The sequence below is a fragment of the Pantoea sp. C8B4 genome, from assembly GCF_051336905.1.
In the GTDB taxonomy this organism is placed as follows: domain Bacteria; phylum Pseudomonadota; class Gammaproteobacteria; order Enterobacterales; family Enterobacteriaceae; genus Pantoea; species Pantoea rwandensis_B.
The window spans coordinates 25,369-45,009 of the sequence record NZ_JBGMNK010000013.1 but is presented as its reverse complement, the minus strand read 5'-3'; the positions used below and the strand labels follow the sequence as shown (position 1 = coordinate 45,009).

The following is a 19,641-nucleotide window of genomic DNA, read 5'->3' as shown; positions in this document are numbered from 1 at the left end:
ACAGAGGGGCCATCCCTGCAGGCGTGTTTCCGCCTTAATTAAGGTATAGGGAGGGAAAGCATGTCAGCGAAACGAAAAAAGCTATAACCACTATATCAGTTAACGAAAGAATGTAGAACGATTAGCTATAAGGATGAGGTAAAGGCCAGCAGAAGCTGGCCTTGAGGGGGAATTACTTCTTCGCTTCCTGCCACTTACCGTCGATATAGAACATCGACCAGCCAGTCGCTTTGCCCTCCTTCTCGGAGGAAACATACTGCTGCTTAGTTTTACGGCTAAAACGCACTAACGTTTTATTGCCTTCCGGATCCGCCGCTGGCGCTTCCGCCAGGTATTTCAGCTTCTCAGGCAGACGGTCAGCAAAACGTTGCAGCTCTTCCACCAGCGGCGCACGCGTTTCACGCGATTTCGGGAAGGTGTTGGCCGCCAGGAATACCCCTGCCGCACCGTCACGCAACACAAAGTAGGCATCTGATTTTTCACACGCCAGCTCAGGCAACGGCACCGGATCTTCCTTCGGTGGTGCAACTTCACCATTGCGCAGAATCTTGCGAGTGTTTTTACACTCGTCGTTGGTGCAGGCCATGTATTTACCGAAGCGCCCCATTTTCAGGTGCATTTCAGAACCACACTTTTCACACTCCACGATCGGGCCGTCATAACCTTTGATGCGGAATTCGCCCTGTTCGATTTCGTAGCCGTCACATTCCGGGTTGTTACCACAGACGTGCAGCTTACGCTGATTGTCGATCAGGTAGCTGTCCATCGCGGTGCCACACTTCTGGCAACGACGACGGGCACGTAACGCATTGGTTTCAGCATCATCGCCTTCCAGTACGTTAAGAACTTCGTTTTCCGGAATCAGATTGATGGTCTGTTTGCAGCGTTCTTTGGGTGGCAGCGCATAACCGGAGCAGCCGAGGAACACACCGGTACTGGCGGTACGGATACCCATTTGGCGGCTACAGGTCGGGCAGTCGATCGAGGTCAGCACCATCTGGTTCGGCTGCATGCCGCCCTCTTCTGGCTCTTTCTCGGCCTGACCTAACTGCTGGCTGAAATCGCTGAAGAAAGAATCCAGCACCGCTTTCCACTGCGCTTCATTATTGGCGACCTGGTCAAGGCTGTCTTCCATGCGCGCGGTGAAGTCATAGTTCATCAGCTCACGGAAATTCTGTTCCAGACGATCGGTGACGATTTCACCCATCTTTTCAGCATAGAAACGGCGGTTTTCAACCCGCACGTAACCGCGATCCTGAATGGTGGAAATAATTGAGGCATAGGTCGATGGACGGCCGATACCTCGTTTTTCCAACTCACGGACTAAGGAAGCTTCGCTGAAGCGGGCTGGCGGCTTGGTGAAGTGCTGGCTTGGCATCAGCTCCTTCAGGTCAAGCATATCGCCGACATTGACCGGTGGCAGCGTCAAGTCTTCATCGTTTTTACGCAGGGCTGGCATCACTTTTGTCCAGCCATCGAAACGCAAGGTGCGGCCTTTCGCTTTCAGTTTAAAGTCTGCTGCACCCACCGTCAGGGTGGTGGAGTCATACTGCGCAGGCACCATCTGGCAAGCTACAAACTGACGCCAGATCAGCTGGTACAGTTTCTGCGCATCAGCTTCCATATCTTTCAGCTGTTCTGCCTGAATATTGACATCCGAAGGACGGATCGCTTCGTGTGCTTCCTGCGAATTCTCTTTACTGGCGTAGGTGATCGGTGATTCTGGCAGATACTTTTTACCAAAACTCTTCTCGACAAAGCCGCGCGCCATCGCCACCGCATCCTGACTCAGGTTGGTGGAGTCAGTACGCATATAGGTGATGTGACCCGCTTCGTAGAGACGTTGCGCCATCATCATGGTTTTCTTCACGCCAAAACCGAGACGTGTACTCGCCGCTTGTTGCAATGTCGAGGTAATAAAAGGCGCAGACGGTTTACTGCTGGTCGGTTTGTCTTCACGATCCAGCACTTCGTAACGCGCGTTTTCCAGCACGGATACCGTAGCATAAGTTTGCTCGCGATTAACCGGACGGAACGCTTTATCGCCCTGATGCGTGACTTGCATCGCCAGCGCGTCGCCTTTCGGCGTAGAGAAATCTGCATCGATTTCCCAATACTCTTCCGGCACGAACGCTTTAATTTCGTGCTCGCGCTCGACCACCAGTCGCACAGCCACAGACTGAACACGACCCGCAGACAAACCACGGGCAATTTTCTTCCACAGCAGCGGGGAAACCATGTAGCCCACCACGCGGTCCATAAAGCGACGCGCCTGCTGTGCATTAACTCGCTCAATATTCAGTTCGCCCGGTTTTTCAAACGCCTGGCGAATCGCATTTTTGGTGATTTCGTTGAACACCACGCGGCTAAACCGCTTGTCATCGCCACCGATCACTTCCCGCAGGTGCCAGGCAATGGCCTCCCCTTCGCGGTCAAGGTCCGTTGCGAGGTAGATGTGGTCAGCATCGGCGGCGAGGCTTTTTAGTTCGGCTACGACTTTTTCTTTACCCGGCAGAATCTGATAGTCCGCTTCCCAGCCATGCCAGGGATCGACACCCATGCGACTGACCAATGCGGCCTTCTCATCCTTCTTAACCTTTTTTCCTGTTTTCGCCTTTTCCCCGTCGGTAGTTTTACGGGCAGTTGAACCGCTGGTCGGCAAATCACGGATATGACCGACGCTGGATTTCACCACGTAGTCATTACCGAGGTATTTATTGATTGTTTTGGCCTTTGCCGGGGACTCAACGATTACGAGTGCTTTACCCATATGTACCTTTACCTAATTGAAACGTCCTGATAAACGGGAGAGGATTCGGTGCCCCAAAACCCAACGGGTTCAATATTGCTGCCAACTTTTCACATTTCAAGGCAGCGGGGATAATCTCAGGTCAGATTGCATCGACTTATGCAACTTTATGATTAGAAGCGGGTTTTCCATCTGACAGCACCACACATCCGGGTGTGATCTCCCTGAAAGCTGAATCGCCCACACTCTACCTGATAAAATCCGTTACGCAACTTAATTAGCATTCTGATTAATTTTGCGCCAGTTTTGCTGACGGACGTTGATTTGATGAACAGCCCAACTCGCTAGTAATATAGAAGGAGAACGATTGCTGTCAAAAAAGAGGTGAACAATGTCAGTAGAAACGGAATCCATTTCACGCCAGGCGTTACTGGAAATAGCCAATCAAATGATCAAGCAGCACGACGATTATTTAGCCGGGATGGAAGCCAATGACGTGATACAGCAGGGCAACGTTTTGGTGTTTCGTGGCCCCTGGTTCCTGGATGATGAAGGCCTGCCGAGCGCGAAAACCACCGCCGTGTTTAACGTGTTTAAATCCCTTGCCGTTGAACTCTCCTCACGCTATCACCTGGCATAAAAAAGCCCGGCATTTGCCGGGCTCGCTTACAACAGCGGCTTATCACCGCGCTGCCATATTTTCAGAATTAACCGCTCGGCCGCCAGACTGGCGCTGTTGGTGAAACGGTCCATCATTTTCTTCTTCCGTGCATAATGCACGCCCAACACATTGAACCGGTCCATCTGTTTGATAATTAACGCATCGCTGGTGCCGATTTCATCAATTAGGCCCAAATCCAGCGCCTGGCGTCCATACCAGTGTTCACCAGTGGCCACTTTTTCCAAATCCAGTGTTGGGCGCATCTGCTGAACGAACTCTTTGAACAGCAGATGAGTTTCGTTGAGATCTTCCTGGAACTTCTCACGGCCTTCGTCGGTGTTTTCACCAAACAAGGTCAGCGTGCGCTTATATTGACCCGCGGTGTGTAGTTCAACGTCAATATCATTACGCTTCAGCAGGCGGTTGAAGTTGGGGATCTGCGCGACCACACCAATTGAGCCAATAATGGAGAAAGGCGCCGCAACAATACGGTCCGCAACACAAGCCATCATATAGCCACCGCTCGCCGCCACTTTATCGACGACTGCGGTCAACTGCAGGCCCGCGTCACGCAGGCGCTGCAACTGAGATGCGGCCAGGCCATAACCGTGCACCACGCCACCCGGACTTTCCAGACGCAGCAAGACTTCATCTCCCGGCACTGCCACCGCCAGCACAGCGGAAATTTCCTCACGCAAAGAACTGACTTCACCCGCATCCATGCTACCTTTAAACTCCAGCACGTAGAGAGTGGATTTAGTGGCTTCGCTTACTCCGGCTTTGGCATTGCGCTTCTCGATTTTGGCTTTTTGCTTCTCTTCTTTTTTATGCTGCTTCAGCCACACTTTTTGCGCCTGTGGCTTCATCTTCGCCAACTGCAGGTCTTCCTTCATTTCACGATAATCATCGTCGAGATGAGTCAAGCGCAGTTGACCACCGCTGTGGCGTTTACGCATCGCGGCATTGAGCACAATCAGAACAATAGCTGCGAACGCCACCACCACGGTGACGGCCTTGGCCAGAAATAATCCATAACTGGAGAGTAAATCCATTCTGCCGCCTTATTAAACAGTGAATTACAAACAAGGGCTGAGTTTACCCGCTTTAGCGACTTTCGTCGCCTGAAATGCCCGCAGGCGGCACAGAATGCGAGGCGCGATGATTGCACCTGACGCCAAATTGAGGCATAAAGCCAAAAACCCTCTGACCTGCCAAAGGACATCGCTGTGCATTATCAACCGAAAAGCGATCTACTGGAAAATCGCATTATCCTCGTGACCGGCGCTTCAGACGGCATTGGCCGTGAAGCGGCACTGACTTATGCGCGTTACGGCGCACGCGTCATTTTGCTGGGCCGCAATGCCGAGACGCTGCAACAAACGGAACATGCCATCAATCAACTGAATAAGCAGCTCGCATCACATTTGCTGCTGGACCTGTCGCATGCCACACCAGAAAACTGTGCCGAGGTGGCCGATCAGATTGCCGCTTTGGTGCCAAGGCTCGATGGTGTGCTGCACAATGCCGGGATTCTGGGTGAAATCGTCCCGCTGGCGGAACTCGATCCTCAGGTCTGGCGCCAGGTGATGCAGATCAATCTTGACGCCACCTTCTATTTAACCCAGGCATTGCTGCCGCTACTACTAAAATCAGACGCCGGTTCACTGGTGTTTACCACGTCCAGCGTGGGTCGCACCGGCCGTGCGGGATGGGGAGCCTATGCGGTGTCGAAGTTCGCCACCGAAGGCATGATGCAGGTGCTGGCCGATGAGTATAAAAATCGCCATCTTCGGGTAAATTGCATCAATCCTGGTGGCACCCGCACTAAAATGCGTGCCAGCGCTTTCCCGGAAGAAAATGCTAGCTTACTGAAAACGCCTGCCGATTTGATGCCGCTTTATCTTTATTTAATGGGCGATGATAGCCGTCGCAAAACCGGCATCAGCTTTGATGCGCAGCCGGGACGCAAACCGGGACCTGCCAGCGCATGAGTGATCGTCATCAGCAGCGACAGCAGCGTTTAAAAGAACAGGTTGATGCGCGCATTGCCGCCGCGACAGAAGCGCGCGGCATTTTGATGGTGTTCACCGGCAATGGCAAAGGCAAAACCACCGCCGCCTTTGGTACGGCTTTACGCGCTTGCGGACACGGTAAAAACGTTGCCGCCGTGCAGTTTATTAAAGGTGAATGGCCAAATGGTGAGCGCAATTTGCTGGAGCAGCATGGCGTGGAATTTCAGGTGATGGCCACCGGCTTTACCTGGGATACCCAGAATCGGGAGACCGATACCGCCGCCTGCCAACAGGTTTGGCAACAGGCAAAACGTATGCTTGCCGATGAGCATGTGGATTTAGTGATCCTGGATGAAATCACCTATATGGTCAGCATGGATTATCTGGATCTGGATGAACTGGTGCGCGTGCTGGGACAACGTCCGGTTCAGCAAAGTGTGATTATCACCGGTCGAGGCTGCCATCGAACCTTGCTCGAGATGGCGGATACCGTGACCGAGATGCGCCCGGTTAAGCATGCGTTTGATGCAGGCATTCAGGCTCAGCAGGGAATAGATTGGTAAAACAGTGACGCCGCTTCATGCGGCGTCACGGGCATATCAGGAACCGCGTTTGTTGGTTCCACTGGTCCGCGTGCTGCTGTTGCAGCTGCTACTGCTGCCACCGCGACGTGGGCTGCCGCTCACATTGCTATGACGTTTTACCGCACGACGAATCTGATTGGCTTTAGTACGACGACGGTCTTTTTCAACCGCGACTTTCGTCACCGTCTCTTCCGGCATATCCACCAGCGTACGAAGATAGTTAACCGCCGGTAATTCCATCTCCATCCAGCCACCGCGTGGTAAGCCTTTTGGCAGCTGAATATCGCCATAACGGACGCGCATCAGACGGCTAACCTGCACACCTACGGCTTCCCACAGACGGCGGACTTCACGGTTACGTCCTTCAGTCAGGGTGACGTTGTACCACTGGTTGATGCCTTCACCGCCAGCAAACTTAATGGTTTTGAACGATGCCGGGCCATCTTCTAACTGCACACCTTTACTGAGCTGACGAATTTTATCGTCATCCACTTCGCCGAATACACGCACCGCATATTCACGCTCAACTTCACGGCTTGGGTGCATCAGACGATTCGCCAGTTCACCATCGGTGGTGAATAACATCAGACCACAGGTGTTAACGTCCAGACGACCCACAGCGATCCAGCGTGAACCGCGCAGACGTGGCAGGCGGTCGAATACCGTTGGGCGCCCTTCAGGATCGTTACGGGTACAGAGTTCGCCTTCTGGTTTGTAATACGCCAGCACCCGGCAGACTTCGGTTGCGGATTCAGCAATCGAAACCAGATGGCCATCAATACGAATTTTCAGGGATTTATCATTTTCAATGCGATCGCCCAGCGTCGCCAGTTTGCCATCGACGCTGACGCGTCCGGCTGAAATCATCGTTTCGATTTCGCGGCGTGAACCGTGACCGGCGCGCGCTAATACTTTTTGTAGTTTCTCACTCATGGAGATGCCTCGTTGTCGCCTTCCCAGGCGTCGTGGTAAGAAGAGGTACGATACGGGGATTACCAGTTCCCATATCAGAATCTGTTACCGCTGAGCATAGCGCATGCCATCTCAGGCGGCCCGCGATTTTACACTAACGCAAGTTTCGTTAACACCTTTTCCTTTGCTGCCGATAATAAAGGCCAAAGGCTGCGTCACTCGTTTAGTGCCATATGCCTATACATTTACGCTGCTGATAGATACACCAACCGCACTTCTCTTCTTCATGCGCCAAGTGACTGAATTTTTATCATTTGCTGCTGGCACTATAAGCCTGGTTATTACCCCCACTTTAGACCCGTGATACATTAGCGCTTTTCAAGACTGGTCTGCTAGCATTGCGCACCACGCTTAAGGATAATCCCAAACATAAAATCTAAACCCAAACTGTAAAACGGGATAAAACACCAATTAACCGGGATAAATTAGGCTCATTAATCCAGTAAATTTAAATTACCAGTTAATTGGCACTGCAGGTTGGATTAAGTCTGTATTTTCGCATTATTTGATTCAGATTAAATTTGATGAATTGTTCTGATTAAAAAATTGTGTAAAATTTAAGCCTGAAACAGAGTGTGCCGTATTTATAAAAGCGTAACCTTTACTATTTACACTCGTTTCTCTAACAAGCCATTAACGAAATCACTGTGGCATTGTTGATAATATAAACCGGCGCACGCAGGAATTGGCGCGTTTATTCATTCACGGAATGAATTTAATTTGCATGTCGAAAGTCTTCACCAGGGATTTTCCTGACATGCTTAAAAGAAGATGACTATCATGAAAACCTCTCTGCTTTGGCCTGCCCTCGCGGCGCTGGCACTGAGCGGCTGTTCCGTGGGCCATACTGAGTATAGTCGCGCGGCGCTTGATCATGTGGATATGAGCGTGACAGGCATCCCGACGGTACTGGGTCTGGGTATCCTTGGTACAACCATCCCTTTAACGCCAGAGTACAGCCTGACAGCTGCGCACGTCGCCACCACTGCCGTGCAGCGTGTTAAGGCTTATCATCCTTATTGCGACGTCGCGATTATTTATCATAAGAATAGCCCGGAAACGCTGGCAAAATTCCGCACCAGTAAAGTGGGTGAGCCCATTAAGATGTACGGTTACAGCTTTATTTCTGCTATGCCCGTGGAATCAAGTGGCGTTAATTTAGCGCGCACAGCGATTACCAATAAATGGAATAAAAAACCGTGCATGGCAATGGCATCAAATGCTGGCGTTGTGCAGGGAATGTCGGGGGGCGCGGTATATAATGCTGACCAGACAATTGGCGGAGTGATTGTGGGCTACAGCCATGAAATTTCCAATGTGCGCAGCAAACAAGTCATCCTCAAAGATGTTTCACTGTATATTCCGTACGGTGATTTTAAACATTGGTTAGAAAAAAATATTGGCCAGACGACGTTAACGCCGCCTGACCACGCGTGATTAGAGGAACGGGCGCGTGTCGCCGACCCCTTCACGAACCACAACCGGGACATCGCTGGTGAGATCGATCACCGTCGTCGGCTGCTGCCCTAACGTGCCGCCATCAATGATCAGATCCACCAGCTTACCGATGCTGTGCTGAATCTCTTCCGGATCCGATTCCGTGAAGTCATTACCGGGCAACATCAGCGAAGTAGACATCATCGGCTCATTCAATCTCTCCAGTAACGCCAGCGCCACCGGGTTAGAAGGTACGCGCAAACCAATGGTTTTACGCTTGTCATTCATCAAACGACGCGGCACTTCTTTGGTCGCTTTAAGAATGAAGGTGTAACTGCCCGGCGTATTATTTTTCAGAATACGAAACGCGGTATTGTCCACCTGCGAATACGTCGAGAGCTCAGACAGATCGCGACACATCAAAGTAAAGTTGTGGTTGCCATCTAACTGCCGGATACGGCAGATACGCTCCATGGCGTTCTTCTCTTCCAGTCGGCAGCCCAGCGCATAACCCGAATCAGTGGGATAGACAATCACGCCACCTTTATTGAGATAATCGACCGCCTGATTGACGAGGCGCGGTTGCGGGTTATCTGGATGAATGTGAAAAAATTGACTCATAAAAACCTCATGTCACCTGTCTGCAAGAGTTACGGCGGGCGCTAGCGCAGGAAAGCGCTCCCAGATGGGTTCAACGCCGCCTGGCAACCATAATTTGCGCCCCAGTTCTATCCACGGACAGGGTTGGTGAAAATCTGATCCCTGCGATCCCGCCAGCTTATTGTCGCGCGCATATGTCGCGAGCTGCGTGCGCTCGTTGGGTGCCTGCTGACACTGCGCCACTTCCATTGCATCACCACCGACCTCGGCGAAATGTGCAATCAGTCGTTTAAGCCACTTTGCAGACAATCCATAGCGACCCGGATGTGCGAGTACCGCAACGCCGCCAGAATGATGAATGGCATCAATAGCTTGTTTAATTGTACACCATTGCGGCGGCACATAGCCGGTTTTCCCACGGGCAAGATAGTTCTTGAACACTTGCGCCATGTTATCGGCTTTACCGATCTCGACCAGATAACGGGCGAAATGACCACGGGTGATGACACCGCCCTGCGCCAGGCGTTGCGCGCCAACCCACGCGTCAGGAATGCGGGCACGTTCGAGGCGTTCTGCGATCAGCTGCGCCCGTTCAACACGGCATTGATGCTGTTGCTCAAGAAACGAAGTCAGCGCCGGGTGCTGGCAATCCACATTCAAACCTACGATATGAATTTCGTGGTTTTCCCACAATGTAGAGGCTTCTAATCCGGCCAGAATACGAATCGGTAGATTCTGTTGCAGCACGGCGGCTTGCGCTTCTGCCACGCCAGCAATGGTGTCGTGATCGGTAATCGCCAGTACCCCTACTTTCATTTCGACGGCACGTTGCACCAACTCGGTAGGGGTCAGCAAACCGTCAGACGCCTGGGTATGGCTGTGTAAATCGTAAAGGGGAAAACGGGCAATATCCGACAAGGTAACTCCAGCAGCAACTTAACTCGGCTGGCATGATAACGATTTTGACCCTGACTGAAAAAGGGTATTGACTTTTTTCACCTGAACCAGTTAACTAGTACACAAGTTCACACGTAACGGGTATCTCATCATGGCTAATTTTGGTACGCATGCAAAAGGTTGGTGGCGCGATAATCCTTTAAAGGGGCGACGTCGTCGTGCACAACATGCGTAACCACTGTGCAGATACCTGAGCCCGCCACCGAGCGGGCTTTTTTTTGAGCGAAATTCAGAGATGACAATAATGGCTAATGCGAAACCTACATTGAAGTTGATTACCGGTACCGCGCCCTACCGCGAAGATCCGGCCGCAGTGTTCCATCAAATTTGCGGCGCACGTCCGGCAACTCTGCTGCTTGAATCGGCCGATATCGACAGCAAAAAGAATCTGAAAAGCTTACTGATTGTGGATAGCGCCCTGCGCATCAGCGCACTGGGCAACGTGGTGACATTACAGGCGCTGTCAGAAAACGGCCGCACCATTCTGCCACTGCTGGATGAAGCACTGCCGCAGGATGTCAGAATTGAAGCGCGCCCGGATGGCCGCGTGCTGCATTTCCCGCTGCCTCAGGGCCTGCATGATGAAGATTCACGTCTGAAAGCATTATCTGTTTTCGACGCACTGCGCCTGATTCCGCAGTTGGTGAACAGCCCGGAGGAAGAGCGTGAGGCGATGTTCCTCGGCGGCCTTTTTGCTTATGACCTGGTGGCCGGTTTCGAAGATTTACCTGAACTGCGTAACGAGCATAGCTGCCCGGATTACTGCTTCTACCTGGCTGAAACCCTGCTGGTGATTGATCACCAGACGCGCAGCGCTCGTCTGCAGGCGAGTTTGTTCAGCCCGTCCACCAGCGAATTCCAGCGCTTGCAGAGTCGTGTTGAGCAACTGCGCGGTCAAATGACGCAGCCTGCCCCGGCCTTGCCAGTTCAGCGCGTTGAGCAAATGGCACTGAGCACCAACCAGAGCGATGAAGAGTATTGCAACGTGGTGCGTGAAATGCAGGAAGCGATTCGCATCGGCGAAATCTTCCAGGTGGTGCCATCGCGCCGCTTCTCGCTGCCGTGCCCTTCTCCACTGGCCGCTTATGACACGCTGAAGCACAGCAATCCCAGCCCATATATGTTCTTTATGCAGGATCAGGACTTTGCGCTGTTTGGCGCTTCACCAGAAAGCTCACTCAAGTATGACGCTACTTCACGTCAGATTGAGATCTACCCGATTGCCGGTACACGTCCACGTGGCCGTCATGCCGATGGTTCACTGGATCGCGATCTCGACAGCCGTATCGAACTGGAAATGCGCACCGACCATAAAGAGCTGGCAGAACATCTCATGCTGGTGGATCTGGCGCGTAATGATCTGGCTCGCATCTGCGTTCCCGGTAGCCGCTATGTGGCAGACCTGACCAAAGTCGACCGTTACTCTTTCGTGATGCATCTGGTCTCTCGCGTGGTCGGCACGCTGCGTAACGATCTTGACGTCCTGCACGCCTATCGCGCCTGCATGAACATGGGCACCTTAAGCGGCGCACCCAAAGTGCGTGCCATGCAGTTAATCGCTGAGAAAGAAGGTACGCGTCGTGGCAGCTATGGCGGTGCGGTCGGCTATTTCACCGCACACGGCGATTTGGATACCTGCATCGTGATTCGCTCCGCGTGGGTAGAAGACGGTGTTGCCACCGTGCAGGCCGGTGCCGGTGTGGTGCTGGATTCTCAGCCTCAGGCTGAAGCGGATGAAAGCCGCAATAAAGCGCGCGCGGTATTACGTGCCATCGCCACAGCCCATCATTGCAAGGAGATTTTCTGATGGCCGATATCCTGTTGCTCGATAATATCGACTCCTTTACCTATAACCTCGTTGATCAGCTGCGTACCTTTGGCCACAACGTGATGATTTACCGCAATAACGTCCCTGCTGACGTACTGATTGAACGCCTGCAGCAGATGGAGAACCCTGTGCTGATGCTGTCCCCTGGCCCCGGTGCACCGAAAGATGCCGGCTGCATGCCTGCGCTGCTGCAAGCCCTGCGAGGTCGCCTGCCGATTATTGGCATTTGCCTCGGTCATCAGGCGATTGTTGAGGCTTATGGTGGTCATGTAGGCCAGGCCGGTGAGATTCTGCACGGCAAAGCCTCTTCGATTAATCATGATGGTGAAGCGATGTTTAGCGGACTGAGCAATCCGTTGCCGGTGGCCCGTTACCACTCGCTAGTGGGCAGCAATACGCCTGCCGAATTGACCGTTAACGCCAGCTACAACGGCATGGTCATGGCCGTTCGCCATGATGCCGACCGTGTGTGTGGCTTCCAGTTCCACCCCGAATCGATTCTCACCACCCAGGGTGCACGTTTGTTAGAGCAAACGCTGGCCTGGGCGCTGGCGAAATAATAGGGAGATTATGATGCAAACTATTCTGGAAAAACTCTATCAGGCACAAACCCTGAGCCAGGCGGAAAGCCACCAGCTTTTTAGCGCCATTATTAAAGGGCAGCTGGAGCCAACCCAATTAGCCGCCGCGCTGATTGCCATGAAAGTCCGTGGCGAGCGCCCGGAAGAGATTGCGGGTGCCGCTACGGCACTGCTGGAAGACGCGAAACCGTTCCCGCGTCCGAATTACACCTTTGCCGATATCGTTGGCACCGGCGGTGACGGCAGCAACAGCATTAACATCTCCACCGCCAGCGCCTTTGTCGCGGCAACTTGCGGCTTGAAAGTGGCAAAACACGGCAATCGCAGCGTCTCGAGCAAATCCGGCTCTTCCGATCTGCTGGCCGCTTTTGGGATCGATCTGGATATGCCGGCGGAAAAAGCGCGTAAGGCACTGGACGATCTGAACGTCTGCTTCCTGTTCGCCCCGCAATATCACAGCGGATTCCGCCATGCGATGCCGGTGCGTCAACAGTTAAAAACCCGCACCTTATTTAACGTGCTGGGCCCTTTAATTAACCCGGCACGGCCTCCTCTCGCGGTCATCGGCGTTTACAGCCCGGAACTGGTGCTGCCGATTGCTCAAACGTTGAAAGTGCTCGGTTATCAGCGTGCGGCGGTGGTGCATGGCGGCGGGATGGATGAAGTGGCGCTACACAGTCCGACCCAGGTTGCTGAGCTTCGTGACGGTGAAATCACCGGTTATCAGTTAACACCAGAAGACTTCGGCTTTGGCTTCCATGATAAAGAAGCACTGGCGGGCGGCACGCCGGAAGAAAACCGTGACATTCTGGCGCGTTTACTCCAGGGTAAAGGCCAGCCGGCCCATGAGCAGGCCGTTGCGGTGAACGTCGCAATGTTGCTGAAAGTATTCGGAAATGAAGATTTGCGCGACAACGCTCAGCGCGCCATCACCGCAATTCGCAGTGGTCAGGCTTACGAGCGCGTTGTTGCTCTGGCAGCGAGAGGATGAGATGAGTATCAAGGGCACCGTTTTAGAGAAAATTGTTCAGGATAAAGCCGTCTGGGTTGAAGCGCGCAAGGTACAGCAGCCGCTGGCGACCTTCCAGAACAGCTTGCAGCCTGCAGGACGCCACTTTTACGATGCGCTGCGCGGCACGCGCACGGTGTTCATCCTGGAATGCAAAAAAGCGTCACCGTCGAAGGGTTTGATCCGTGAAGATTTTGATCCTGCGACCATTGCCGGGGTTTATCGTCATCACGCCTCGGCTGTTTCCGTCTTAACTGACGAGAAGTATTTCCAGGGTGATTTTGACTTTCTGCCCATCGTCAGCGCCGCGATTACTCAACCGGTGCTGTGCAAAGACTTCATTATCGACCCCTATCAAATCTATCTGGCGCGCCACTATCAGGCCGATGCCATCCTGCTGATGCTGTCCGTGCTGGATGATGAGCAATATCGTCAGCTCGCCGCCGTGGCGCATAGCCTGAAAATGGGCGTACTGACTGAAGTCAGCAATGAAGAAGAACTGGAGCGTGCCATTGCGCTGGAGGCGAAGGTCGTGGGCATCAACAACCGCGACTTGCGCGATCTGTCCATCGATTTGAATCGCACCCGCCAACTGGCACCACGTTTAAGCCACGGTGTCACGGTCATCAGCGAATCGGGCATTCATAACTACGCACAAGTGCGTGAGCTGAGCCACTTCGCCAACGGTTTCCTGATTGGTTCCGCGCTGATGGAAGAAGCCGATCTAAATGCTGGCGTGCGTCGCGTATTGCTCGGTGACAACAAAGTCTGCGGCCTGACCCGACCTGAAGATGCGCGTATTGCGCACGAAGCGGGAGCGATTTATGGCGGGGTGATCTTTGCTGAGGGTTCACCGCGTAAAGTCAGCGCCGAACAAGCGCAAAATGTGATAGCGGCTGCACCACTGAAGTATGTCGGCGTATTCCGCAATAACACTGTAAGTGACGTTGTCACGCACGCCACGTCACTTAAACTTTCTGCTGTGCAATTGCATGGCGATGAAGATCAGGCGTTCGTCGCAGAACTGCGCAGCGCCCTGCCAGAAGAGGTAAAAATTTGGAAGGCGCTGAGTATTAGCGGCAGCCTTCCAGCCCGCGATTGGCCGCATGTGGATCGTTACGTGTTCGATAACGGCCAGGGCGGCAGCGGACAGCGATTTGACTGGTCACTGCTGCAGGGTGAAGACCTGAGCAACGTGCTGCTGGCCGGCGGATTAAGCGCCGACAACTGTGTAGAGGCTGCACAACTGGGCTGCGCCGGACTGGACTTTAACTCTGGCGTAGAATCCGCGCCCGGCATCAAAGATGCCAGTAAAGTCGCGGCGGTATTCCGCACGCTGCGCGCCTATTAATTTCGCTCGCCCGCCGATGTGCGGGCCGCATAAGGAAGATGAAAGATGACTACGTTATTGAATCCCTACTTTGGCGAGTTTGGCGGTCAATATGTTCCACAGATTTTAATGCCCGCTCTGCGCCAGTTAGAAAGCGCCTTTGTTGAGGCGCAGCGCGATCCCGAATTTCAGGCTGAATTTACCGATCTGTTGAAAAACTATGCTGGCCGTCCCACCGCATTAACGCTTTGCAGCAATCTGACCAAAGGCACGAAAACCCGCCTGTATCTGAAGCGTGAAGATTTGCTGCACGGTGGTGCACACAAAACCAACCAGGTGTTGGGCCAGGCGCTACTCGCTAAGCGCATGGGCAAAAATGAAATTATCGCTGAGACCGGCGCCGGTCAGCATGGCGTGGCTTCAGCGCTGGCGTGCGCGCTGCTGGGCATGAAGTGTCGCATTTACATGGGCGCAAAAGATGTTGAGCGCCAGTCACCCAACGTGTTCCGTATGCGTTTAATGGGCGCAGAAGTGATTCCGGTGCACAGTGGTTCGGCTACGTTGAAAGATGCCTGTAATGAAGCGCTGCGCGACTGGTCTGGTAGCTATGAAACCGCGCACTACATGCTCGGCACAGCAGCCGGTCCGCATCCCTTCCCGACCATTGTGCGTGAATTCCAGCGCATGATTGGCGAAGAGACCAAAGCGCAGATTCTGGAGCGTGAAGGCCGTCTGCCGGATGCGGTGCTGGCCTGTGTGGGTGGCGGTTCCAATGCCATCGGCATGTTCGCTGACTTTATTGATGACACCAACGTCGGTCTGATCGGCGTTGAGCCCGCGGGTCACGGCATCGAAACCGGCGAACACGGCGCGCCACTTAAGCACGGTCGCGTCGGTATCTACTTCGGCATGAAAGCGCCAATGATGCAGACCGAGGAAGGCCAGATAGAGGAGTCCTATTCCATTTCTGCTGGCCTCGACTTCCCTTCTGTCGGCCCACAGCACGCCCATCTCAACAGCATTGGTCGCGCCGAGTATGTGTCAATTACCGATGATGAAGCGCTGTCAGCGTTCAAAGAGTTGTGTCGTGCAGAAGGCATTATTCCGGCTCTGGAATCCTCTCATGCTCTGGCGCACGCGCTGAAAATGATCCGCGAGAATCCGGAGAAAGAGCAGTTGCTGGTGGTTAACTTGTCCGGTCGCGGCGACAAAGACATCTTCACCGTTCACGATATTTTGAAAGCTAAGGGAGAGATTTGATGGAACGTTATAATCAGCTGTTTCAACGTCTGTCGGCGAAGAAAGAAGGCGCTTTTGTTCCTTTCGTCACCCTTGGCGATCCGACCCCTGAACTGTCACTGAAGATCATCGATACCCTGGTAGCAGGTGGCGCCGATGCGTTAGAGCTGGGCATTCCATTCTCCGATCCGCTGGCGGACGGCCCAACAATTCAGGGGGCAACCTTACGTGCCTTTGCGGCGGGTACCACTGTCGCGCAGTGTTTCGAGATCCTTGCCGCCGTGCGCCAGAAGTATCCTGAACTGCCGATTGGGCTGTTGATGTACGCTAATCTGGTGTTCAGTAAAGGTATCGACAACTTCTACGCGCAGTGTGAAGCCGTCGGCGTTGATTCCGTGCTGGTGGCGGATGTACCGGTTGAAGAGTCTGCGCCGTTCCGTCAGGCTGCGATGCGTCATAACGTTGCGCCAATCTTCATCTGCCCGCCGAATGCAGATGATGATTTGCTGCGGGAGATTGCCTCACACGGCCGCGGTTATACCTATCTGTTGTCGCGCGCGGGCGTGACGGGTGCAGAGAATCGTGCCAGCCAACCGCTGAATCATTTGATTGAGAAGCTGAGCGAATATCACGCTGCCCCCTCGTTGCAGGGATTTGGTATCTCAGAAGCAAGTCAGGTGAGAGAAGCCATCGCGGCGGGCGCGGCGGGTGCAATTTCGGGATCAGCGATTGTGAAGATCATCGAACGTAACCAGAACGATCCCGACACGCTGTTAGCTGAACTCAAAGCGTTTGTCAGTGATCTGAAAGCCGGTACGCGCTAAATCTTTAAGACCTTATTCGCGGTTGCGAATAAGGTCTTCTCTTGATTATTCCAGCCTGAACGTTTGCTCATCTCCCGAACCATCAGGATATCTCAGCTTCATCGTCAGCATGTCGTTTCTGATTTGCCACGTCAGCTTCTCGTCTTCTGGCCCCTCACGCCAGCGTCCGCTGCTATCTGGATTATCTGACATCAAGATAACTCTCTCGCCCTGGATCCGGCAGCGCACGGCCCAGCGTGATTGGTCGGACGGCCGGATATAGTGCACCCACGCCACGCCCTGCTCATCCACCTTGTCCAGCTGCATAATTTTGAAGTTGCGGCCAAAACTCAGCGCGGTAGCCGCCTTGCACAGGGTACCAAGGTGTGGATTGATCAACGGTTCTGCCTGTGCGCTGGGCACCGGCAAAATTTGTGAAGCAAATAGCTGGAGGTAGGACAGATAGCTGATCGTCGCTATCGCCAGAATGGCACACTTTTTCATTATTTTTTTCCCTGCCTGATGCTTCAATTTGCACCTGTCGGCTTATCGTCTTGTTGTTTTATTATTAGTTTTGCCCTGCTCTTCCAGCTTACCGTTTGCCTTGCTGCCTTCATTGGATCAATAAGTGGTAAAAATCGCGTATTTCCATCTTTTTCACCCCAGGCGATTTGCCGATTTGAAAAGCGCATACCACAATTAATCGCACCGTCTCGTTGCGGTGAAACACCATCTAAGACAGGGAGATAACCAATGAATTTTTTCAAAGTCGTTGCAGGATTATTAATGGCTGCGGTAATGGCGATCACACTGAGCGCCTGTGCACCAACAGCAACAAAGGAAGGGACCGGGGGCTATATCGATGATACGGTGATCACCACCAAGGTTAAGGCACAGTTGTTGAATGACGACTCGCTGAAATCCACCGAGATCAACGTCGAAACCTTTAAAGGAAAAGTGCAGTTAAGCGGCTTTGTCAGTTCTCCGCAGATGGCGAACCGTGCAGTGACGGTGACCCGCAGTGTGGCAGGCGTTAAATCTGTGGTTAACAATATGCAGATTAAGTAACAGCGAACCCATCATTCAGCGGGCGGCCTTTGGGTCGCCCGTTGTGTTTCGGTTGTTGCCTCAGAAACGGTAGCCCACACCAAAGAAGAACACCCACGGATCGATGCGCGTGTTAATGTTCTGCTGCTCACCGTTGGCTTTAAATTTCACGGTAGTATCAATGTCCATGTACCACAGGGATGCGTTTAGCATCCAGTCACGGTTGATTTGATAATCCATCCCCACCTGACCCGCCACACCCCATGAATCTTTGACGCTGAGATCGCTTAAGCCTGCGTCCTGGCCGGTTTGATTAAATTTGGCATCGTAGAACGTGGTGTAGTTGATACCCACCCCAACATACGGACGCACCGGGCTTCTGCTATCGAAGAAATAGTACTGTGCCATTAGCGTTGGCGGCAGCTGGCGCACGGTAGCGAGATTTCCGGTGGCACCAAGGCCAACTTTGTGGCGGAACGGTGTCGCCGCCAGCAGCTCAACACCGATGTTGTCCGTCGCCATGTAGGTGAAGGTCAAGCCAAGCTGGGTGTCGTTGCTCACGCTAAAGCCGCCCATACCCAGCACATTGTCAGAGCCTTCGGTTGGACGAACAGTCGCGCTGCCGGCACGCATGAAGAAATCACCCGCCTGATGGGCCAGTGCCAGTTGAGGAATAGCCAGAGCCATGAGCAATGCGCATTTTGCCAGTTTCATAATCACTCCTTTGCAGAAAAGTAAGGTCTTAATCGGGTTTGCGGCACAAGATCTAACCCTTTTTTGGTAAAAGATCATCTGCATCAATTCAAATTAATCACTTAAAAAACAATGGATTGATTCAGATCAATTTCCCGCATTGCACGTCATGAAGAAAAACCGCTGAGGAGGGCTTGAACGCAGATCAAGTGGGTTTGCACATTTTATGAACCGGTTGCGAGTGACAATTTCCTATTCTTTACCAGAGATGACACAAAGTTATGGTCTTCCGGGTGCCCGCCAGCCCACAGAACATGTACAATCGCCGGGTTAATTAACCCGGTTCCATCAAGGAGAGTACATGTCTATCACGGCAAGCTCGTTATACCGTGACACAGGAAATTTTCTGCGTCATCAGCTGGTTACTATTGTGCTGATGGCGTTGCTGACGTCGTTCATTACGGTGATTGTCGGTCATGCATTAACCCCAGGCGAAGACCAGTTATCGCTTCTTAGTCAGGCTGACGACAGTGCAACTTCACTGTTTGAACTGGTACAGAATATGTCACCGGATCAGCAACGCATCTTGCTGCGTGCTTCAGCTGCCGGCACCTTCGCTGCCCTGATCGGCAACACGCTGCTGCTGGGCGGTATGCTGTGCCTGATCCCACTGGTTTCGAATGGCCAACGTGTGAGTGCGCTGCGAGCGATCGGTGCCTCCGCGCCACTGCTGCCGAAACTGCTGCTGCAGACCTTCCTGATTACCCTGCTGGTGCAAATCGGCTTTATGGTATTGATGGTGCCTGGCGTGATTCTGGCGATTCTGCTGTCACTGGCACCGGTGATGCTGGTCAGCGAGAAAATGGGCGTGATTGGCGCGATGCGCGCCAGTATGAAACTGGCATGGAAGAACATGAAAGTCATCGCCCCCGCCATCGTGTTGTGGTTACTGGCGAAGATTGTGCTGATGTTCCTTATTTCATCACTCACGGTGCTACCGGTGAACATCGCATCGGTGGTGATGAATGCGCTGGGTAATCTGGTCTCCGCGATTCTGATTATCTATTTGTACCGACTGTATATGCTGTTACGTTAACAGCAGTGGCGCTCTGCGGAGCGCCTTAATTGAATGCTCCTGC

18 protein-coding genes, 1 pseudogene and 1 other annotated feature are annotated in these 19,641 nt (G+C 53.0%); of the genes and pseudogenes, 11 read left to right on the top strand and 8 right to left on the bottom strand.

Going from position 1 to position 19,641, the window contains the following annotated elements:
• Positions 1 to 172: 172 nt before the first annotated feature.
• Positions 173 to 2,770 (bottom strand): type I DNA topoisomerase, encoded by a 2,598-nt coding sequence (gene topA / locus ACCW76_RS15940; protein ID WP_436339134.1) that lies wholly within the window; start codon positions 2,768 to 2,770, stop codon positions 173 to 175.
• 370 nt (positions 2,771 to 3,140) lie between these two features.
• On the opposite strand from topA, the gene ACCW76_RS15935 reads away from it, so the two are divergent.
• A complete protein-coding gene (locus ACCW76_RS15935) occupies positions 3,141 to 3,389 on the top strand; it encodes a YciN family protein (RefSeq protein WP_045832148.1) in 249 nt (82 codons plus the stop codon).
• Between the two features lie 26 nt (positions 3,390 to 3,415).
• Here the strand turns inward: ACCW76_RS15935 and sohB are convergent, their stop codons facing one another.
• Complete coding sequence (sohB, locus tag ACCW76_RS15930; RefSeq protein ID WP_200679409.1) at positions 3,416 to 4,462, bottom strand: protease SohB; 1,047 nt, start codon at positions 4,460 to 4,462, stop codon at positions 3,416 to 3,418.
• 174 nt (positions 4,463 to 4,636) lie between these two features.
• Here sohB and ACCW76_RS15925 point away from each other — a divergent pair, with 174 nt between their 5' ends.
• Positions 4,637 to 5,401 (top strand): YciK family oxidoreductase, encoded by a 765-nt coding sequence (locus tag ACCW76_RS15925; protein ID WP_436339132.1) that lies wholly within the window; start codon positions 4,637 to 4,639, stop codon positions 5,399 to 5,401.
• Entirely contained in the window at positions 5,398 to 5,985 is a 588-nt protein-coding gene (gene cobO / locus ACCW76_RS15920) for a cob(I)yrinic acid a,c-diamide adenosyltransferase (RefSeq protein WP_045832150.1), read from the top strand. The genes ACCW76_RS15925 and cobO overlap by 4 nt, the downstream gene beginning before the upstream one ends.
• 36 nt (positions 5,986 to 6,021) lie before the next feature.
• On the opposite strand, the gene rluB is transcribed toward cobO, so the two are convergent.
• The gene (rluB, locus tag ACCW76_RS15915; RefSeq protein ID WP_436339130.1) at positions 6,022 to 6,939 is read right to left on the bottom strand and encodes a 23S rRNA pseudouridine(2605) synthase RluB; all 918 of its coding nucleotides are present in this window, start codon (positions 6,937 to 6,939) and stop codon (positions 6,022 to 6,024) included.
• Between the two features lie 819 nt (positions 6,940 to 7,758).
• Here rluB and ACCW76_RS15910 point away from each other — a divergent pair.
• Complete coding sequence (locus ACCW76_RS15910) at positions 7,759 to 8,415, top strand: serine protease (RefSeq protein WP_436339129.1); 657 nt, start codon at positions 7,759 to 7,761, stop codon at positions 8,413 to 8,415.
• Here the strand turns inward: ACCW76_RS15910 and ACCW76_RS15905 are convergent, their stop codons facing one another.
• Positions 8,416 to 9,036: an L-threonylcarbamoyladenylate synthase gene (locus tag ACCW76_RS15905; protein ID WP_045814395.1), complete on the bottom strand. Its 621-nt coding sequence runs from the start codon at positions 9,034 to 9,036 to the stop codon at positions 8,416 to 8,418.
• A 12-nt stretch (positions 9,037 to 9,048) separates the two neighbouring features.
• Positions 9,049 to 9,933: an RNase RNM gene (rnm, locus tag ACCW76_RS15900; protein WP_045814394.1), complete on the bottom strand. Its 885-nt coding sequence runs from the start codon at positions 9,931 to 9,933 to the stop codon at positions 9,049 to 9,051.
• Between the two features lie 154 nt (positions 9,934 to 10,087).
• Positions 10,088 to 10,192, top strand: a sequence feature (Trp leader region).
• A gap of 24 nt (positions 10,193 to 10,216) precedes the next feature.
• On the opposite strand from rnm, the gene ACCW76_RS15895 reads away from it, so the two are divergent.
• From ACCW76_RS15895 to trpA, 5 genes and pseudogenes are all read left to right on the top strand, one after another.
• Entirely contained in the window at positions 10,217 to 11,779 is a 1,563-nt protein-coding gene (locus ACCW76_RS15895) for an anthranilate synthase component 1 (protein WP_436339126.1), read from the top strand.
• Positions 11,779 to 13,372, top strand: a pseudogene (gene trpD / locus ACCW76_RS15890) (bifunctional anthranilate synthase glutamate amidotransferase component TrpG/anthranilate phosphoribosyltransferase TrpD). The gene ACCW76_RS15895 and the pseudogene trpD overlap by 1 nt, the downstream one beginning before the upstream one ends.
• Before the next feature lies 1 nt (position 13,373).
• Positions 13,374 to 14,741 carry a bifunctional indole-3-glycerol-phosphate synthase TrpC/phosphoribosylanthranilate isomerase TrpF gene (gene trpCF, locus ACCW76_RS15885; RefSeq protein WP_436339124.1) on the top strand — a complete coding sequence of 456 codons (1,368 nt, stop codon included), beginning with the start codon at positions 13,374 to 13,376 and terminating at the stop codon, positions 14,739 to 14,741.
• A gap of 45 nt (positions 14,742 to 14,786) precedes the next feature.
• Positions 14,787 to 15,980, top strand: a complete 1,194-nt coding sequence (trpB, locus tag ACCW76_RS15880; RefSeq protein WP_436339122.1) for a tryptophan synthase subunit beta — start codon at positions 14,787 to 14,789, stop codon at positions 15,978 to 15,980.
• Entirely contained in the window at positions 15,980 to 16,783 is an 804-nt protein-coding gene (gene trpA / locus ACCW76_RS15875; RefSeq protein WP_436339120.1) for a tryptophan synthase subunit alpha, read from the top strand. The genes trpB and trpA overlap by 1 nt, the downstream gene beginning before the upstream one ends.
• Positions 16,784 to 16,828: 45 nt before the next feature.
• Here the strand turns inward: trpA and ACCW76_RS15870 are convergent, their stop codons facing one another.
• Positions 16,829 to 17,266 carry a hypothetical protein gene (locus tag ACCW76_RS15870; RefSeq protein ID WP_436339118.1) on the bottom strand — a complete coding sequence of 146 codons (438 nt, stop codon included), beginning with the start codon at positions 17,264 to 17,266 and terminating at the stop codon, positions 16,829 to 16,831.
• Between the two features lie 23 nt (positions 17,267 to 17,289).
• Entirely contained in the window at positions 17,290 to 17,571 is a 282-nt protein-coding gene (locus ACCW76_RS15865) for a hypothetical protein (RefSeq protein WP_167540439.1), read from the bottom strand.
• Between ACCW76_RS15865 and ACCW76_RS15860 the strand changes: the two genes are divergently transcribed.
• Complete coding sequence (locus ACCW76_RS15860; RefSeq protein ID WP_034828856.1) at positions 17,516 to 17,830, top strand: BON domain-containing protein; 315 nt, start codon at positions 17,516 to 17,518, stop codon at positions 17,828 to 17,830. The two genes, ACCW76_RS15865 and ACCW76_RS15860, sit on opposite strands and share 56 nt — an antisense overlap.
• 60 nt (positions 17,831 to 17,890) lie before the next feature.
• On the opposite strand, the gene ompW is transcribed toward ACCW76_RS15860, so the two are convergent.
• Positions 17,891 to 18,523, bottom strand: a complete 633-nt coding sequence (gene ompW, locus ACCW76_RS15855) for an outer membrane protein OmpW (protein ID WP_038646668.1) — start codon at positions 18,521 to 18,523, stop codon at positions 17,891 to 17,893.
• 340 nt (positions 18,524 to 18,863) lie between these two features.
• Here ompW and ACCW76_RS15850 point away from each other — a divergent pair, with 340 nt between their 5' ends.
• Complete coding sequence (locus tag ACCW76_RS15850) at positions 18,864 to 19,598, top strand: YciC family protein (protein WP_034828852.1); 735 nt, start codon at positions 18,864 to 18,866, stop codon at positions 19,596 to 19,598.
• Positions 19,599 to 19,641: the final 43 nt, after the last annotated feature.

Coding starts and splice junctions, on each gene's coding strand:
- topA (WP_436339134.1), bottom strand. CDS start 2,770: ATGGGTAAAGCACTCGTAATCGTTGAGTCCCCGGCAAAGGCCAAAACA.
- ACCW76_RS15935 (WP_045832148.1), top strand. CDS start 3,141: ATGTCAGTAGAAACGGAATCCATTTCACGCCAGGCGTTACTGGAAATA.
- sohB (WP_200679409.1), bottom strand. CDS start 4,462: ATGGATTTACTCTCCAGTTATGGATTATTTCTGGCCAAGGCCGTCACC.
- cobO (WP_045832150.1), top strand. CDS start 5,398: ATGAGTGATCGTCATCAGCAGCGACAGCAGCGTTTAAAAGAACAGGTT.
- rluB (WP_436339130.1), bottom strand. CDS start 6,939: ATGAGTGAGAAACTACAAAAAGTATTAGCGCGCGCCGGTCACGGTTCA.
- ACCW76_RS15910 (WP_436339129.1), top strand. CDS start 7,759: ATGAAAACCTCTCTGCTTTGGCCTGCCCTCGCGGCGCTGGCACTGAGC.
- ACCW76_RS15905 (WP_045814395.1), bottom strand. CDS start 9,036: ATGAGTCAATTTTTTCACATTCATCCAGATAACCCGCAACCGCGCCTC.
- ACCW76_RS15895 (WP_436339126.1), top strand. CDS start 10,217: ATGGCTAATGCGAAACCTACATTGAAGTTGATTACCGGTACCGCGCCC.
- trpCF (WP_436339124.1), top strand. CDS start 13,374: ATGAGTATCAAGGGCACCGTTTTAGAGAAAATTGTTCAGGATAAAGCC.
- trpB (WP_436339122.1), top strand. CDS start 14,787: ATGACTACGTTATTGAATCCCTACTTTGGCGAGTTTGGCGGTCAATAT.
- trpA (WP_436339120.1), top strand. CDS start 15,980: ATGGAACGTTATAATCAGCTGTTTCAACGTCTGTCGGCGAAGAAAGAA.
- ACCW76_RS15870 (WP_436339118.1), bottom strand. CDS start 17,266: ATGAAAAAGTGTGCCATTCTGGCGATAGCGACGATCAGCTATCTGTCC.
- ACCW76_RS15860 (WP_034828856.1), top strand. CDS start 17,516: ATGAATTTTTTCAAAGTCGTTGCAGGATTATTAATGGCTGCGGTAATG.
- ompW (WP_038646668.1), bottom strand. CDS start 18,523: ATGAAACTGGCAAAATGCGCATTGCTCATGGCTCTGGCTATTCCTCAA.
- ACCW76_RS15850 (WP_034828852.1), top strand. CDS start 18,864: ATGTCTATCACGGCAAGCTCGTTATACCGTGACACAGGAAATTTTCTG.